Origin of the sequence: Rhizobium sp. P32RR-XVIII (genome assembly GCF_012641395.1) — a bacterium.
Taxonomy (GTDB): domain Bacteria; phylum Pseudomonadota; class Alphaproteobacteria; order Rhizobiales; family Rhizobiaceae; genus Rhizobium.
In genome coordinates this window covers 799,149-815,442 of the sequence record NZ_JABAIH010000001.1, presented here as the reverse complement: position 1 = coordinate 815,442, position 16,294 = coordinate 799,149, and the positions used below count along the sequence as shown (strand labels likewise).

Below are 16,294 nucleotides of genomic sequence, written 5' to 3'. Positions count from 1 at the left end.
GCGCAAAATCGTATTGAGCGCCATGTTTGTGCGCCAGCTACTATCGTGCAGCGCGGGCAACCCAGGACCGAATCAACTCGCTGGAAAGCTGGCGCAGCTTCTGCCCTTTGGCGAATTCCGAAAGATGCATTCCGCTTCTTGCGGCGGCGATCGCCTGCTTTTTCGGCAGGAGGAGCCCGAGTTCCAGCGGCGGTCGCGAACGGCCAACGCGCTGCAAGAACGGACGTTTATAACCTCGCGAGGCGGTGAAGCGCGCCGGCCCTTTGTTGAGCGAGATATACTCGGTGATCTCGTCTATCCAGCCGGCTTGCGGTCTCGCACCAGGCTCCACGAAAAGTAGCCATTCGCCACGCGCTGAGCGCAATATATCCGTGATGTCCCACTGCGAATGAAACCGGCATCCCGCCGCGTCCGCCACCCCGGACGTGCCGTCGCGCGAGCCGTGGTCGAGTACCACCACGTCGCTTACAAGCCCTTCCACCGCGCCCGCAACCAGGGCCGACAATGTCTGCGCCAGCTCGGGCTCCTGATCCTGGCACTCAAGAACAACCGTCAACATTGCCTATCTATAATGCGGTGCACAAATATATGCCAGCACCACTTTTCCTCATTTTGTTCTTGCAATGTTCTCTCTTTGCAGATAGGAATTTAATCATCGAAAACGGACGAAGGCAGCATCTTCGCCGCAGGAGAATCCGATGAACGAACAGTCCCTTGCAGGGCAGGCCGCGTTTGCGCCTGCCAATACGGCAGATATTGCCGAGGCGATGATTGCCTCGTCGGGCCTCCGTGTCGAGGTGGACCGACGCCGCGGACGCGGGGCCGGATTGAATCCGAGCGGACGTTTCGAGCCGTTGCGCCGCGAGGCTTTCGACGATGGCTGGCAGACTCTTGAAGAGCTGCCGCCCTTCAAGACCGACGTGCAGATCGAAAAGCCACGCACGGCGATTACACGTAACGAATCGCCGGATATCCCGTTCGACCGCTCGATCAATCCCTATCGCGGCTGCGAGCACGGCTGCATCTATTGTTTCGCCCGCCCGACGCACTCCTATATGGGGCTTTCGGCAGGTCTTGATTTCGAAGCAAAGCTGTTTGCCAAGCCTGATGCGGCCAAGCTTCTGGAACGCGAGCTTGCCAAGCCGGGCTACAAGCCACGCGTGATCGCGATCGGAACCAATACCGATCCCTATCAGCCGATCGAGAAGGAATGGCGCATCATGCGCCAGATCCTCGAAGTGCTGAACAAAGCGAACCACCCGGTTTCGATCGTCACCAAGTCGGCACTGATCCTGCGCGACATCGATATCCTGCAGGAGATGGCAGCGAAGGGTTTGGTGCGCGCCTCGCTCTCCGTGACCACGCTCGACCGGAAGCTTGCCCGCACGATGGAGCCGCGTGCTTCGACGCCAGGGCGGCGCCTGGAGGCGATCCGGGCCTTGACGGAAGCAGGCGTTCCGACATCGGTGATGGCCGCACCGGTGATCCCGGCGTTGAACGATCACGAGCTGGAACGTATCCTCGACGCGGCGAAGGCTGCCGGCGCGCTGGAGGCAGGCTACGTGATCCTGCGCCTGCCGCTGGAGGTGGCTCCGCTCTTTCGAGACTGGCTCTTGCAGAATTATCCGGACCGCTACCGGCATGTGATGTCGCTGGTCCGCTCGATGCGCGGCGGCAAGGACTACGACGCGGAGTTCGGCAAGCGCATGAAAGGCGCCGGACCCTACGCCTGGCAGATCGCCCGCCGCTTCGAGATGGCGACAAAGAGACTCGGTATGACGAGGCGCAGCATGCCGCTTCGCGACGATCTCTTCGTGCCGCCCGATGGCAGTGGCGTGCAACTGTCGCTGCTCTGAGAGGATACGGCATCGGACACGCGGCGCATGTGCCTGCGTGACGTGCGAAGCTGAACGGCGAACAAGCCGTTTGAATTGGCAGCCCGGTAAGGCTGCAGGCAGTTAGACAATTACCCAGCAGGAGGCCGCCGCCCTCGGCCCCTGCCGCCGCGGCGGGTCCCCTGCCCTCCCGTGGCCCAAGCCCCCCGGTACGCCGCCCTGATCCGGGGGCTTGCAGGAAATCGGGTTGGCGTGCGAGGTTCAGTCCATGAAAGCTCGCACGTCACCCGATTCTCCTCTGCTTTTCGAAGAGGTGCCGCTCGTTCCGGACTTCAAGTTGGAACTGAAGGCACGCAGGGCCGGCCATTGGCCGGTCGCAGGCGCCGACGAAGCAGGGCGCGGCCCGCTTGCCGGGCCGGTCGTTGCCGCCGCCGTCATTCTTAATCCGAAACGTATTCCTGAAGGGCTAAATGATTCCAAGCAGCTCTCGGCGCAACGGCGCGAAGAGCTCTTCGTCCAGATCCTGGCAACGGCGACTGTTTCGATCGCATCGTCAAGTGCCACGCGGATAGACCTGACGGACATCCGCAAAGCTAGCCTCGATGCCATGCGCCGGGCGATCTGCGGGCTGGCGATCCAGGCGAACTATGTCCTCACCGATGGGCTCGACGTGCCTCCCGGATTGGAATGCCCCGGACAGGCAGTCGTCAAGGGCGATGCGCGCTCGGTTTCGATCGCCGCGGCCTCGATCGTCGCAAAGGTGACGCGCGACCGGATGATGGCACGCGCGGACGCCGTCTACCCCGCCTACGGCTTTGCCGCGCATGTAGGCTATGGAACGGCGCAGCATCGGGCCGGTATCGAGCGGCATGGTCCCTGTTCGCTGCACCGCATGAGCTTCCGTCCGCTCCGCAGAGACGGCATCGTGATCGACGAGGAGTTGATCCTCGAATAGAAAAGGCCGGGCTAAACCCGGCCTGTTCGATTTCAATCCGGGCTGATTTCTTAGTTGAGGCGCGTCTTCACCGCGCCGACGGCACCTTTGAAGAGATCGGACTGAACCGTATCAGCCTTCTTGGCAAGAACCGTTTCAGCCGCGGTAATCGCCAGGTCGACGGCCGCCGAACGGACGGCCTTCATCGCATCGGCTTCAGCCTGCTTGATCTTCTGCTCCGAAATCGCGTTGCGGTTGGCGACGAACTCTTCCGTCTTCTTCCTTGCCTCGGCGGTCAGCATTTCGGCTTCGCGCTGGGCTGCGGCGAGGATATGTTCCGCCTCCGCTTCCGCCTCCTTGCGCTTGCGCTGGTATTCGGCCAGCAGATGCTGAGCCTCCTCGCGCAGACGCTTGGCTTCCGCCAGCTCGTTGCGGATCCGGTCGGCACGGTCGTCGAGCGACTTTGCCATGATGCCGGGAACCTTCAGATAGACCATCAATGCCAGGAATATCACCAGGCCGACAAAGGCGAAGAAAGTTGCGTCAAAAGCCATCGATCAAGCCTCCTTCTTGGCGGCTGCGACCGCAGCGGCGACTTCCGGCTTGGCGGCAGTACCGCCGATCAGCTGCTCGACAACGGCAGCCGCCGTTTCCTCAGCGATTGTGCCGACATCTGCAAATGCCTTCGCCTTGATCTCGGCGATGCGGGCCTCGGCAGCCTTCAGCTTCTCGGAGAGGCTGGCTTCGACGGCGCGACGCTCCGCCTCCGCCTTGAGCTTGGCTTCCTCGCGAGCGGCGGCCGCGATCGAACCCGCCTTGGCACGGGCTGCAGCCAGCTCGGCTTCATAAGCCGCCACGTCTGCGTCGGCTTCCGCCTTCAGGCGGGTTGCCTCGTCGAGATCCTGCGAGATGCGGTCGTGGCGCTGTTCGAGGATCTTGCCAATGCGCGGCCCGATGACCTTTTGCATGAGCACGAAGAAGACGGCGAACGTAATTGCCAGCCACAAGAGCTGGGAAGCGTAAGTCGACGAATCGAAAGGCGGAAAAGCACCGCCGCCGTGCTCGCCGGCGGGAACGCCGGTTTCGGTATGGACCTCGCCGGCAGCCGGAGCGGCATGCGAGTCCGTAGCGGGCGCTGCGCCAGGTTCTGCCGATCCCGCCGGAGCTTCCTGAGCAAAGGCCGGGGTCACAAAAAACATGCTCACCTCCAGGTGTACTGCAAATACAAAGGATCACGGCTTGCAGGTCGCAGGCCGTGATCCTTCAATCCACCGAAATCAAACGGCGAAGAGCAGAAGGAGTGCAACGAGCAGCGAGAAGATGCCCAGAGCTTCCGTAACGGCAAAGCCGAAAACCAGACGGCCGAACTGGCTGTCAGCGGCAGACGGGTTGCGAAGCGCGCCGGAGAGGTAGCTGCCGAAGATGTTGCCGAGGCCGAGAGCCGTACCGGCCATACCAAGGCAAGCCAGACCTGCACCGATGAACTTTGCTGCTTCCGCGTCCATGTTGAACTCCTTTGAAAATGGTTGTTGCGGCGAAATGACTGACGCCCTTTTGACGTCAATGTCGGTATTCCTTAGTGGCCACCCGGATGAATTGCATCATTGAGGTACATGCAAGTCAGCACCGCAAAGACATAAGCCTGGAGGAAGGCAACGAGGAACTCGAGAGCGGTCAGGGCGACCGTCATGATGAGGGGAAGAACGGCACCGCCAACGCCGAGCGCACCAAGGGCTCCAAGCGAGGCGACGAAGCCTGCGAACACCTTCAGGGTGATGTGACCGGCAAGCATGTTGGCGAAAAGACGAACAGAGAGCGAAATCGGCCGGGACAGGAACGAAATTATTTCGATCGACACCACCAGCGGCAAGAGAATGCCCGGGACGCCCGACGGAACGAAGACATTCAGGAAGCGGAACCCGTGCTTGTAGAAGCCGTAGACGAGAACCGTGCCGATAACGAGCAGCGCCAGGGCGAAGGTCACGATGATCTGGCTCGTAACCGTGAAGAAATACGGGAACATGCCGAGCAGGTTTGCCGTCAGCACGAACATGAAGAGCGAGAAGACCAGCGGGAAGAATTGCATTCCCTTGGTGCCCGCCCCTTCCTTCAACATCGCGGCAATGAACTCATAGGACATTTCCGCAAGCGACTGGGTGCGGCCGGGAATGATCGCACGATTGGATGTCGCGAAATAAAGGAAGGCTGCGGCAACGGTGGCGGACACCGCCATGAACAACGATGCGTTGGTGAACGAAAAATCAATCCCGCCGATTTCGATCGGTACAATCTTGTAGATCTGGAACTGATGGATCGGATCGTTAGCCACCGCTTGTTCTCTCTTCTTTAGCCCGCAAACGCGGGACCACTGCACTCGACAACGCGCTCGTGCGCCCCTGCCCTATTTCTTGCCGTTTTCAACTCCAGGCGCCGGTTTCGCAACCTTGCCCGCAGCACGAAGAACGTTCAAAACGCCGGCACAGAATCCAAGAAGCAGAAGAACAATCAACCCCCAAGGCGCAGTGCCGACAAAACGGTCCAGAAGATAGCCAAGAACAGCACCCACAACGACTGCGGAAATGAACTCGCTCGAAAGCTTCATCGCCTGAGCATAGCCTTCGCGGCTCGCTTCGGCGCGGGCTTCGTTCGCCTCGTCCTCTCCCGCCTCTATGCGCTTGGCTTTGAGCTTTGCTCCCAGCTGCGCGCGACGCTTTTCAAGACTCTCCTCGCGGTCATCCTCCATGGCTTCCTCCTCGCTCCCGCTGCCCGCGATCCCCGTTACCCCCGGTTTTCAGGACAACGGACGTAGGGTGTGAAACCTTTCGGTCCGTTCTGAAGTCGGGCGCAACATAGTTTTAGGGCAAAACATAGTCAAGGCGTAGAGAGCTTCTGTCCAGCCATTAAATTATCATTCCAAATCAAGAGGTTGATCGGGAATTCAGAACGCCTTGAAAATTAGAGGCTCAGAATCCGCTTTCGGAGCAGCGGATCACGCGGAAAATCCGGCTTTCCGTCAGCTCCAGCCGCCGCCGTAGGTGCGGTAAAAGACGTGCAGGCCGATGCGGCCGACCTTTTCCATGGTCTTTGCCCAGTTCGGCCGGACGTAGACCGCGTGGTAGTGTGTGGCGGAGCCGACCTGCGGGAGCCAGATCTTGCCGGCAGTCACAGCCATGGCAACCTCACGAGCGACACGCCAGTGATACTGGGAGTTCACGCGATCCCTGATGTTGTCGCAGGCAAAGGAGAACTGGCAGCGATTGCGCCAGTCTTCGTTCTGGTAGACGACGCCGCAGATGGTTTTCGGATAGGCCGGATTACGCACGCGGTTGAGGATGACCTGCGCAACAGCGGCCTGCCCCTTCACCGATTCGCCGCGGGCTTCGAAATAGATGCCGGATGCCAGACACTGCTGTTCGCCCGCGGAAAACACGCTGGCCGGCAGAATGCTCGCCGCCCACGCGTGATCTTTCGCCCCGATCTGCGGAACGAAGCGGCCATCGTTTGCGGAATCAGTGAGAATCGAATCGAAGGGCGATTGGCGGGCGTAGTCCGGCGCCGCCGGGGCATAGGCCGTCGCCAGCACATCGGCCTTGTCGTTGTTAACCAGGCCGGCCAGCAGCGCCGGAACTCCGGGGGCCGGCTTGACCGGCTGTTTCCGGTAGAAGTTGGTCGCGATTTCGATTTCCTTGCCCTTGATCTTCGGCTTGACGAAGGCGGACTTGTCCTTGAGATCGAAGCTCGGTTGGAACAGCAGCTGCGTACGGTGGAGAATGGAGCCGGCGGAAAAATCCTTCGGCGGCTGCATCTTCTCGACGGCGACAATGCGGCCCTTCTTGGTTTCTCGGTTCACGCGGTCTTCGTCCGGCGTGTCCTCGTGGCCCTTGCCTTCCGCGACGAAGGCGACCTTGCGGCCATCCGGAAGCACCATGCCTGCCCCGGCGGCAATCGATCCCGTCACAAGCGGATCCGTAAAAGCGAGTTCGGCCTGATGGAGCGAGCCCGCCGGGGAATTGGTCATGACCATGCGCCAGTTGTCACGGCTCTCATCAAGCCCGGCGAGCATGGCTGCGAGATCGGCGTGGGAAGCCATGCTTGGGAATGCGAGCCACCCGCAAATGCCGAAGACGGCGGGTGAAATCCAGCTTTGAGGGAGGGAACGCAGCTTGCTACGGACAACGGGATTTCGACGCAACGCCAGACTCCGACACGGGACGCTAAACACTCCCTCGAAAATCCTCCATTAACCTTGATGCTTGGTTAATGCGGATGCGCCGAAATTCATCCATAAGCACTTTTGATAGCCGAACACAAAGAACCCGGCGCGACGGCCGGGTCCTTGAAAGCGCTGTTTGGGTGCGTCAGATGATGACGTGTGAGCCGAGCTCGACCACGCGGTTTGCCGGCAGGCGGAAGTAATCGGAAGGGTTCGCCGCGGCATTGGCGAGCGCGATATAGAGCCGATCCTGCCAATAGGGCATTCCCGACTTCGCATCGGGAACCAGCTTGCGCCGGCCGAGATAGAAGGAAGTGGACATGATGTCGAACTTCAAGCCGGTCTTTCTGAGTGTCGCGAGCGCCTGGGAGACGTTCTGCGTTTCCATGAAGCCGAAGAGCAACTCGACCCGGGTGAACCGCTCGGAAACTTGCTCGACCTTGTAACGGTCAGCACTTGCAACACGTGGCTTGTTGACGGTGCGAATCGTCAGGATGACGTTCCTGTCATGCAGGACATGGTTGTGCTTCAGATTGTGCAGCAGGGCGGCCGGCGCCGATTCCGGATCGCTGGTGAGGAAAATCGCGGTACCTGGCACATGGGCAGGCGAGTGATCGCTCTTGCGCTCGATCGAGCTGACGAAGGAAGCCAGCGGAATGTCCGTATGCCGGGTCTTTTCCATGAGAAGCGCTGTGCCGCGGCGCCAAGTCCACATGATGATGATGAAGGCACTGGCGATCAGGATCGGAATATAGCCGCCGTCGTGGATCTTCAGCAGGTTGGCACCCAGGAAGATCAGTTCCAGCGCAAGCAGCGGCAGGAGGACGATCGCAGTCACCGGGAGCGACCAGTTCCAGCGCGTCCGGACGAATTCGAAGGCCATGATGGAGGTGACCACCATCGCGCCCGTGACCGAGATGCCATAGGCTATTGCAAGCGCATCCGAGGTCTTGAACGTGAGGACGAGGAACAAGACACCGATGAAGAGCACGGTGTTGACCGCCGGCAGGAAGATCTGACCGGTATGGGTTTCCGAGGTGAAGAGGATTTCCATGCGTGGCAGGAAGCCAAGGTTGATCGCCTGCCGCACGAGCGAGAAGGCGCCGGTGATGACCGCCTGGCTGGCGATGATGGTCGCCGCCGTCGCCAGAATGACGGCGAAAGGAAGCGCCCATTTCGGGAACATGAGGTAGAAGGGGTCCGACATCGTCTGCGGGTCGCCGAGTACCAGCGCGCCCTGGCCGAGATAATTCAAGGCGAGCGCCGGGTAGACCAGCACGAACCATGCCCATTGGATCGGACGGCGGCCGAAGTGGCCAAGATCCGCGTAAAGCGCTTCCGCGCCGGTAACCGTCAGAAAGACGGCACCCAAAACGACGATTCCGTAAAATCCTTCCTTGAACAGGAAACTGACGGCATAGTACGGATTGAAGGCTGCCAGGATCTCGAAGTCATCAGAGATGTGTGAGATGCCGACAATCGCCATGACAAGGAACCAGACCGCCGTGATCGGCCCGAAGAAACGGGCCACGGCAGTGGTACCGTGCGATTGGACGACGAACAGCAAGACGAGGATGCCCGCCGAGATCGGCATGATGTAAGACGAGAGGTCCGGCGCGACCAGCTTGACACCTTCCACGGCGGACAGAACCGAAAGCGCCGGTGTAATCATGGCATCGCCCAGGAACAGGGCCGCGCCTGCGACACCAAGCAGAAGCAGTACTGCGGTGTGGCCGTTTGCCGTCTTCATCAAAAGAGCAAGGAGGGAAAGCGTACCGCCCTCGCCTTCGTTGTCGGCGCGCAACAACAGCAGCACGTATTTGAGCGTGACGATGATCGTCAAAGCCCAAAGCATCAGCGAGATAAGGCTGATGACCTCGAAACGGGTGAGACCGTCGTGAGCGACCGGCTTCAGCGCTTCGCGGAATGCGTAAAGCGGGCTGGTGCCGATGTCCCCATAGACGACGCCCACAGAGCCCAGCGCAAGATAGAAGAGCTTGCGCGGCGTCATGTTGCGATCCTGCGAATGGCTTTCGTCAAGCATTGGATGACTACAAGCTCCTCAGAGCCAGCCTTTCCATCGGAAGAAGAAAAACGGAACGATAGCGGAGATCGCCATCAGGCCCAGCGAGACTGGATAACCCGCGATCCAATGAAGCTCCGGCATGAATTCGAAATTCATACCATAGATGGAGGCAACAAGCGTCGGCGGCAAGAACACCACGGATGCGATCGAGAAGATCTTGATGATCGAGTTCTGCTCGATGTTGATGAGGCCGAGCGAGGCATCCAGCAGGACGGTGATGTTTCCGGCGATATAGGACGCATGCTCGGTCAGCGACTGGATATCGCGAGTGACGGTGCGCGCCAGTTCCTTCGTCGCCTGATCCTTCTGAACGGCGGGAATGGTATAGAAGAAGGTCATGAGGCGTGCGAGCGACGCAAGGCTGTCGCGCACCTTGCTGACCAGGCGTTGATGGCCGGCAATGTCGCGGAGCTTCAGCTCGAGATAGTTCGAGGGCTTGCGGACCTTCTTGGCGCGGTCCCCGAAGACGTGCGTCGAAAGAATGTCGATACGAGCGACGGCCAGCTCGAGAATTTCCGCCGTGCGGTCGGTGATCGTCTCAAGCAGCTTGCCAAGAAGAGCAGCGCCGTTTCGCCACTGTTCCGGCACCCGATGAAGAGCGGCAATGAATAGCGCAAAGGATTTGGGATGGGCGTAACGGATGGTGATCAGCCGGTTGCCGGCAAGGATGAAAGCGACATCGGTCAGTGTCGGTACGTCAGTCTCGGTTTTCCAAAGCAGCGAAGCCGTCATGAAGACCGCACCATCGTCCGTGTAGAGACGCGCGGAAGGCTCGATATCCTTCATGTCGTCGCGGGTCGGAACCTCGATGCCGACGACCTTTTCGACATAGAGCTCTTCCTCTCGGGTCGGTTCGACCATATCGATCCACACCGCGTCCTCCGGAAACTCCGCAAGCTGCGAAAGGTCACGGATTTCGACCGAATTGCAATTCGAACGATAGGCGGTAATCACCGGGCGTTGCTCCAGCCGCCGGCTTGCCTTGCAGTGCCTGTGTTGTTCATCGAGATCCCTTTCACTGGCGCGGCAGCCGCCGAGGCGCCGCGCGAGCTATGAGTCTCCGATCCTAACGACCACGGAAAAAAAAGGTTCATACAACTCCAGCTGCATCCGGTCATAGCCCGGATATGCATTCTGCTCAACCGCACCGCAGTCACCAATCCCGACCGGCAAAACAACTGCGAAGATCCAGGCTAGCCAAGGCTTCAAAGCAAGCATGGCTATCCTCGGGCATCCGCAGAAGCTGCCATCATGGCAACGGCGGGCCATATGACGGAAAGCTGTGAAATAATCAAGGCGTGTTGCGAAAAGTCGGCCGTTCGGTCGCATTTCCTTCATAATTTTGAGGATAGCGCCCGCCGAAGCAGCTACTCGAAAACGATGGCCGGCGCCTGCCGTTGTGGCTGGCCGCCGAGCTGCGCCCAGACCTTTGAAGCGATCTCACGATAGATACCCGCAACGACGCCGTTCGGCTCCGATGCAACGAGCGGCGTCCCGGCGTCAGAGGTTTCGCGGATATTAATCGTCAGCGGAACCTCGCCAAGGAAGGGTATGCCGATGCGCTCGGCTTCCTTGCGGGCGCCGCCATGACCGAAGATATCGTAGCGCGTGCCGGTATCGGGCGCGATGAAATAGCTCATATTCTCGACGATGCCGAGAACCGGGACCTCCACCTTGCGGAACATGTTAAGGCCCTTGCGGGCGTCAATGAGCGCGAGGTCCTGCGGCGTCGAGACGATGACGGCGCCGGCGAGCGGCACCTGCTGCGCCATCGTGAGCTGCGCATCGCCGGTGCCGGGAGGCATGTCGACGACGAGCACGTCCAGTTCGCCCCAGGCAACTTCGCGCAGCATCTGCAGCAGCGCCGATTGCACCATCGGGCCGCGCCAGATCATCGCCGTTTCCTCGTCGACGAGGAAGCCCATCGACATGACCTTGAGGCCGTAATTTTCCATCGGATTGATGATGCGGCCATCGATCTGAGTCGGACGGCCGGAAATCTTGAGAAGGCGCGGCATCGAGGGGCCGTAGATATCGGCGTCAAGAATGCCGACGCGAAGACCGTTGGCCGATAGGCCGAGGGCGAGATTGACGGCAGTCGTCGATTTGCCGACGCCGCCCTTGCCGGAGGCTACCGCGATGATGGCATTGATGCCGGGAACACCGATCTTGCCGGCACGCGGCGGCTGTTGCTGCGGAGCGTGGGAATGGCCGTGCGGAGCGCCCGCAGCGGGGCGGGCGGCGGGCGCGGATGCCGGGGCCGCCTTCTTGTCGGCAGTCAGCGTTACAAGCGCACCCTTTACGCCAGGCAGCTCCCTGGTGACGCGTTCGGCGGCGAGACGCAAAGGCTCGAGCTCGTTGGCGCGCTCGGCAGGAACGGTGATCGAGAAGTACACTTTGCCGTCGGAAATGAAGACGTCTGAAATCATGCCCAGCTCGACAATATTATGTTCGAGATCGGGACCGCGTACGGTCTTCAGTGTTTCGAGAATCTGTTCCTTGGTGACCTCGGTCATTCCCACCCTCATCATCGTCCTTGAAGAAAGGTAGATAGTGGAGGGCCGCGACTTCGCCAAATGAAATCGGCGTTTGAAGCAGCGGAAATGCTCAATCTAAATCCGTTGCGGCCATCTGGTCCGCCGGGCTTTCGCCCTGATGACCGCAACGGTTTCTCCGATAACCCGGCGCTGAGGGCCGACTAAAACAACATGCGGAAATAGCCAAAGGAAAGATGACCCACACCTTGCGCGTAGAGCCACATCTCAGGCGAGCCGTTACAAAAAGGCAACAACCGCCGCCGGCTGCGGATGAAGGAGATAGATCAACGCTGCCGGACGGCGGATTGCCGATGGCGCCGTTCTTTTTTGGCGCTCTTCAAAGTCCCCTCTGGACCTCTGGTACCAGTGATGCAGAAAGCATGCCAACTGCTCAGAGACCAGCGTTGTGTGCTTCTGGAGGGGTTTCCCGTCGCGATCGCGCCAGAAGGGTGCCGAAGTTTTGTGCGCCGCACCGCGCCGCTGCATGCGCTTTAGGCTGGGGCTACTTGATGATGCCAATGCGCAGCGCCTTGGCGACGGCCTGGGTGCGGTTGACCGTATCAAGCTTCTTCGTGGCGCGATTCAGGTAATGATTGACCGTATGTTCCGAGAGGTGGAGGATCTCGGCGATTTCCGCGCTCGTCTTTCCCGCCGCCGTCCAATTCAAGCAGTCGACTTCGCGATCCGTCAGCGTGTCCCTCATGCGCGTATCCAGGCTGCGGATCTCCGCGAGCCTGTCGAAGACATGGATCGAGATATAGGAAAGATCGCGCATCTCTTCCGGCGTGAAGTGCTCCCGATCACCGGAAAAGGAGATAGCGCCGCGCACGCCGGATGGCTCCTGCGTCGGAAAATATGCGGCGCGCGTCATCTTGAACCGCTCGAAAAGCGCCGCGACCAGCACCGCCTTACCGTCCTCCCTGGATCCAGTGGGCTTGGTGGTGTCATAGAAAAAAGGAACAGACGACGTCCGCAAGCGACGCAGGATCGGGCTGTTCGCCAGCAAACTTTCCTGATCATAGACAGTAAGCAGTTCGGCGGGCCAGTTGGTGATGACCGTCGTGCCTTGAAGCTCGAGCGAGGTGACCGGCGGGAGATTGAGCACCATGAATGCACGGCTTCGATATGCTTCCGTCACACGCTTCATGATCCGGAAGATATCGAACTGGGTTTTCAGCCCCACGATCTCCTGAATAAATCCATCTACACCGGTGGATGCTGGCGACAATGGTGTCATTTACTTTTTCATCTTCTCAAGGGTGCTATGGCGATTCAGACCGTTTGTGCCTGCAAGCCCGGGGGCGCCCACATTAAATTATGAAAACCGGTCGAAATACAATGGCCGACATAACTATAGGTTTTAACAGGCTCTAATTGTCGTGATTCGCGAAGGAATCTCAACATGTAGCTTATAACCCATTACTATCACGATAATATTTACAGATACGCATCCATGGGATGCATTTATCCGCGCGGACCAAGGCGGATTCGGATGGCGTCCATTATCGATTGCGCTGCCTGCTTTATAGGCGTTGTCCATTCTTCGAGGCGCTCAAGCGTCAGCCTGTAGGCCGGGCCGGTAATCGAGACACCGCCTGTGAAGCTTCCGTCCACCGTCCAGACCGCCGCCGCGACACACCGAATGCCGAGTTCGTGTTCCTCGCGATCTAAGGCGACGCCGGTTTCGCGGATCGTCTTTAGCTCTTGCAGCAATGCATCGGCTGAACCGAGTGTGTGCGGCGTGAAGCGGTTGAAGGAGAGGTTGCGTGCAAGCGGCTCCACAGCATCGTCAGGCAACACCGAAAGAGCGGCCTTGCCGACGCCGGTGCAATAAACGGGCGACGCATTGCCGATCTGCGAGTACATGCGGACGGATTGCCTACCCTCGATCTTGTCGAGATAGATGATCGAGGTTCCGCGCAGAACGCCGAGATGAACGGTCTCGCCGCTCATCTGCTGCAAGTCCTTGAGATACGGTTCGGTGATCAGTCGGAACTCATTCCTCGCCCAGCTCCTTGATGCGAGATCGAGAAGCCGCAACCCCGGCACGTAGCGGCCATCGGCATCGAATTCCAAAAGCCCTTCTTCGACAAGATGAACGAGCTGGCGATGCAGCGTGCCGCGCGGCTGGCTGGAAAGTGCAAGAATATCCGTAAAGCGCATGGGACCATCGGAGTGCGTTACGAGTTCGAGCAGCGCCATCACCTTGCCCAATGTCCCCGTTTCGCTTTCCCTCGACGCGCCTTTTCCCCGAGCCATCTATCGCCTACCCTGGCCTTGACATCATCGGCAGGCTAATTGAATAATTCCACATAGTCAAATTGTGTTCCAAATAATGGAACAGCGGGAGGCAAACCGTGACGGCCATAGTTGCGCAGTTTCCGGAATTCAAAGATCGCACCGTACTCGTCACAGGCGGCGGCTCCGGCATCGGTGCGGCGATTGTGGAAGGCTTTGCCCGGCAGGGTGCGAAGGTCTCCTTCATCGACATCGCCGAGAAGGAAAGCCGCGAGCTTGCAATGCGGCTCTCTCGCGATACGGAACACCCGGTGCATTTCTTCAAGGCCGATCTTCGCGATATCGGCGCGATCCGGCAGACGGTCGATGCCGTGGTCGCCCAATCGGGGCCCATAACGGTCCTCGTCAACAATGCGGCCTGGGATGACCGGCATGACTTCGACGCCGTGACCGAGGAATACTGGGACAACAATCAGGCGACCAACCTTCGCCATGTCTTCTTCACCGCACAGGCGGTAGCACCGTCCATGCGTGCGGCTGGCGGTGGCGCGATCATCAACACGTCGTCCATCGCCTTTCTGCTGAACATGCCGGACTTTCCGTCCTACTCCGCGGCAAAGGCCGCCGTCATAGGGCTCACGAAGAGCATGGCGGGGAAGCTTGGACCGGACAATATCCGCGTCAATTGTATCCTGCCGGGCATGATCGTGACCGAGCGGCAGATGGAGCTCTGGCTGACCGAAGAGAGCATCGCGCAATTTATCAAGCGGCAATGCCTCAAGAAGGTCCTGCATGCCGACGCGATCGTCGGCCCTTGTCTGTTTCTTGCATCCGACTGCGCGGCCGCTGTGACTGCGCAGTCCCTGATTGTCGATGGAGGCATTTTCTGATGGCGAATCCCGCTTATGTCGCGGTGGATTGGGGTACGAGCAGTTTCCGGCTCTGGCTGATCGGCGCAGACGGTAACATTCTTGGCGAGCGCCGCAGCGGCGAAGGCATGATGACGGCGGCCAAGACCGGTTTTGCCGATGTTCTCAACGCTCATCTTGCAGCGCTCTCGGTGCCGGAGAGCGTACCGGTCATCGCCTGCGGCATGGTCGGTGCCAAGCAGGGCTGGGTTGAAGCGGGCTATATCGATGTGCCGGCCTCGCTTTCCTCGATCCTCACCGGCGCGGTGTCCGTTCCGGGCCAAAGCCGAGATGTGCGCATCCTCCCGGGTCTTGCACAACGCGACAAGGCAGCGCCCGACGTGATCCGCGGCGAGGAAACGCAATTGCTCGGCGCTCTTGGCCCCGGCGGTAGGGGCATGCAGGCCGTCTGCATGCCCGGAACGCATTCGAAATGGGTTCACGTCCAGGACGGGGATGTGATCGGGTTTTCGACCTTCATGACCGGCGAACTCTTCGACGCGATCAGCAAGCATACGATCCTGTCGCATGCCGTTGCGGGCGCCGATGATGCTCGCGCCGACAATTCCGCATTCAAAGCGGCGGTCTCGACGGCATTCCGTCAGCCCGCGATGGCGACGAACCTTTTCTTCACCGCCCGCTCCGGCCAGCTTCTTCACGGGCTGACGGCAACCGGAGCGCAAGCAAAGATTTCCGGCACGCTGATCGGCCTGGAAATCGCGGGCGCGCTGTCCGATGTTCCGACTGACACGCCTGTGACGCTCGTCGCCTCGGGCCGGCTGCAGAGCCTCTATGAAACGGCGTTCAAATCCCTGTCCTTAAAATATACTAGCATCGATGCAGACACAGCCGTGCGCCGCGGGCTCTCGGCCGCTGCCGAAGCCATCTGGTCGAACTGAGGAAATTTCCATGAACCGCATCCCCTTCCCCTCCATGAAGCGCCCGCTCATTGCCATTCTGCGCGGCATCAAGCCGGAAGAAACGCAGGGTGTCGTCGGCGCGCTGATCGAAAACGGCCTGACTGCGATCGAAATCCCGCTGAATTCGCCCGAGGCCTTCAAGTCCATCGAGATCGCCGCCAAAATGGCGCCGCCGGAATGCCTGATCGGTGCGGGCACCGTGCTGACAGTCGAGGCTGTCGACAGCCTTGAGAGCGCCGGCGGGAAGCTGCTCGTCACTCCGAATGTCGAGCCCGACGTCATCATCCGCGCGCGCGGCTATGGGATGGTCACGATGCCCGGCGTCTTTACACCGACCGAGGCTCTCGCCGCCGCCCGCGCCGGGGCGACCGGCCTGAAATTCTTTCCGGCCAGCGTACTCGGCCCCTCGGGGATCACCGCCATCCGCGCCATTCTGCCGCCGGATCTGGTGATCGCAGCAGTCGGCGGCGTTTCCGACAAGAATTTCGGCGACTACACGAAGGCAGGCATCCTCGCCTTCGGCCTCGGCACCAGCATCTACAAGCCGGGAATGACGGCTGCGGAGGTTGCCGAGCGCGCCGAGGCCACCATTTACGCCTATGACGCAGCCGTAGGAGCGTAGG

At 60.1% G+C, this 16,294-nt stretch carries 17 protein-coding genes; 5 read left to right on the top strand and 12 right to left on the bottom strand.

Translation table 11 applies throughout. From position 1 onward, the window contains the following. Positions 1 to 40: 40 nt before the first annotated feature. The gene (locus HGP14_RS04135) at positions 41 to 559 is read right to left on the bottom strand and encodes a glycosyl transferase (protein ID WP_168828567.1); all 519 of its coding nucleotides are present in this window, start codon (positions 557 to 559) and stop codon (positions 41 to 43) included. A gap of 139 nt (positions 560 to 698) precedes the next feature. Here HGP14_RS04135 and HGP14_RS04130 point away from each other — a divergent pair, with 139 nt between their 5' ends. Further along, positions 699 to 1,856 (top strand): PA0069 family radical SAM protein, encoded by a 1,158-nt coding sequence (locus tag HGP14_RS04130; RefSeq protein WP_168828566.1) that lies wholly within the window; start codon positions 699 to 701, stop codon positions 1,854 to 1,856. A gap of 247 nt (positions 1,857 to 2,103) precedes the next feature. Beyond that, the gene (locus HGP14_RS04125) at positions 2,104 to 2,790 is read left to right on the top strand and encodes a ribonuclease HII (RefSeq protein ID WP_168828565.1); all 687 of its coding nucleotides are present in this window, start codon (positions 2,104 to 2,106) and stop codon (positions 2,788 to 2,790) included. 50 nt (positions 2,791 to 2,840) lie between these two features. Here the strand turns inward: HGP14_RS04125 and HGP14_RS04120 are convergent, their stop codons facing one another. The 11 genes from HGP14_RS04120 to HGP14_RS04070 all read right to left on the bottom strand — a co-directional run bounded on the left by HGP14_RS04120 (position 2,841) and on the right by HGP14_RS04070 (position 13,864). Then, positions 2,841 to 3,323: a F0F1 ATP synthase subunit B gene (locus tag HGP14_RS04120; RefSeq protein ID WP_168828564.1), complete on the bottom strand. Its 483-nt coding sequence runs from the start codon at positions 3,321 to 3,323 to the stop codon at positions 2,841 to 2,843. Positions 3,324 to 3,326: 3 nt separating this feature from the next. Further along, the gene (locus tag HGP14_RS04115) at positions 3,327 to 3,968 is read right to left on the bottom strand and encodes a F0F1 ATP synthase subunit B (protein ID WP_168828563.1); all 642 of its coding nucleotides are present in this window, start codon (positions 3,966 to 3,968) and stop codon (positions 3,327 to 3,329) included. A gap of 78 nt (positions 3,969 to 4,046) precedes the next feature. Then, positions 4,047 to 4,274: a F0F1 ATP synthase subunit C gene (locus HGP14_RS04110; protein WP_168828562.1), complete on the bottom strand. Its 228-nt coding sequence runs from the start codon at positions 4,272 to 4,274 to the stop codon at positions 4,047 to 4,049. A gap of 71 nt (positions 4,275 to 4,345) precedes the next feature. Beyond that, complete coding sequence (locus HGP14_RS04105; RefSeq protein ID WP_168828561.1) at positions 4,346 to 5,098, bottom strand: F0F1 ATP synthase subunit A; 753 nt, start codon at positions 5,096 to 5,098, stop codon at positions 4,346 to 4,348. Between the two features lie 72 nt (positions 5,099 to 5,170). Next, complete coding sequence (locus tag HGP14_RS04100; RefSeq protein WP_168828560.1) at positions 5,171 to 5,512, bottom strand: AtpZ/AtpI family protein; 342 nt, start codon at positions 5,510 to 5,512, stop codon at positions 5,171 to 5,173. 270 nt (positions 5,513 to 5,782) lie between these two features. Continuing rightward, complete coding sequence (locus HGP14_RS04095; protein WP_168828559.1) at positions 5,783 to 6,961, bottom strand: cell wall hydrolase; 1,179 nt, start codon at positions 6,959 to 6,961, stop codon at positions 5,783 to 5,785. A 166-nt stretch (positions 6,962 to 7,127) separates the two neighbouring features. Further along, entirely contained in the window at positions 7,128 to 9,026 is a 1,899-nt protein-coding gene (locus tag HGP14_RS04090; protein ID WP_168828558.1) for a potassium transporter Kup, read from the bottom strand. Positions 9,027 to 9,044: 18 nt separating this feature from the next. Then, complete coding sequence (locus tag HGP14_RS04085; protein ID WP_168828557.1) at positions 9,045 to 10,022, bottom strand: magnesium transporter CorA family protein; 978 nt, start codon at positions 10,020 to 10,022, stop codon at positions 9,045 to 9,047. Between the two features lie 413 nt (positions 10,023 to 10,435). Then, complete coding sequence (gene apbC / locus HGP14_RS04080; protein ID WP_168828556.1) at positions 10,436 to 11,584, bottom strand: iron-sulfur cluster carrier protein ApbC; 1,149 nt, start codon at positions 11,582 to 11,584, stop codon at positions 10,436 to 10,438. Positions 11,585 to 12,107: 523 nt separating this feature from the next. Continuing rightward, the gene (locus HGP14_RS04075) at positions 12,108 to 12,842 is read right to left on the bottom strand and encodes a helix-turn-helix transcriptional regulator (RefSeq protein ID WP_168828555.1); all 735 of its coding nucleotides are present in this window, start codon (positions 12,840 to 12,842) and stop codon (positions 12,108 to 12,110) included. A gap of 227 nt (positions 12,843 to 13,069) precedes the next feature. After that, the gene (locus tag HGP14_RS04070) at positions 13,070 to 13,864 is read right to left on the bottom strand and encodes an IclR family transcriptional regulator (RefSeq protein ID WP_168828554.1); all 795 of its coding nucleotides are present in this window, start codon (positions 13,862 to 13,864) and stop codon (positions 13,070 to 13,072) included. A gap of 98 nt (positions 13,865 to 13,962) precedes the next feature. Between HGP14_RS04070 and HGP14_RS04065 the strand changes: the two genes are divergently transcribed. Genes HGP14_RS04065 through HGP14_RS04055 form a run of 3 tightly spaced genes read left to right on the top strand, consistent with a single transcriptional unit; the run spans position 13,963 to position 16,293 of the window. Beyond that, the gene (locus HGP14_RS04065; protein WP_168828553.1) at positions 13,963 to 14,733 is read left to right on the top strand and encodes an SDR family NAD(P)-dependent oxidoreductase; all 771 of its coding nucleotides are present in this window, start codon (positions 13,963 to 13,965) and stop codon (positions 14,731 to 14,733) included. Continuing rightward, positions 14,733 to 15,650, top strand: coding sequence for a 2-dehydro-3-deoxygalactonokinase (locus tag HGP14_RS04060; RefSeq protein WP_168828552.1), 918 nt, complete (start codon positions 14,733 to 14,735; stop codon positions 15,648 to 15,650). Before HGP14_RS04065 ends, HGP14_RS04060 begins: the two co-directional genes overlap by 1 nt. A gap of 10 nt (positions 15,651 to 15,660) precedes the next feature. Continuing rightward, positions 15,661 to 16,293: a 2-dehydro-3-deoxy-6-phosphogalactonate aldolase gene (locus HGP14_RS04055; protein ID WP_168828551.1), complete on the top strand. Its 633-nt coding sequence runs from the start codon at positions 15,661 to 15,663 to the stop codon at positions 16,291 to 16,293. The last annotated feature ends 1 nt before the right edge of the window (position 16,294 follow it).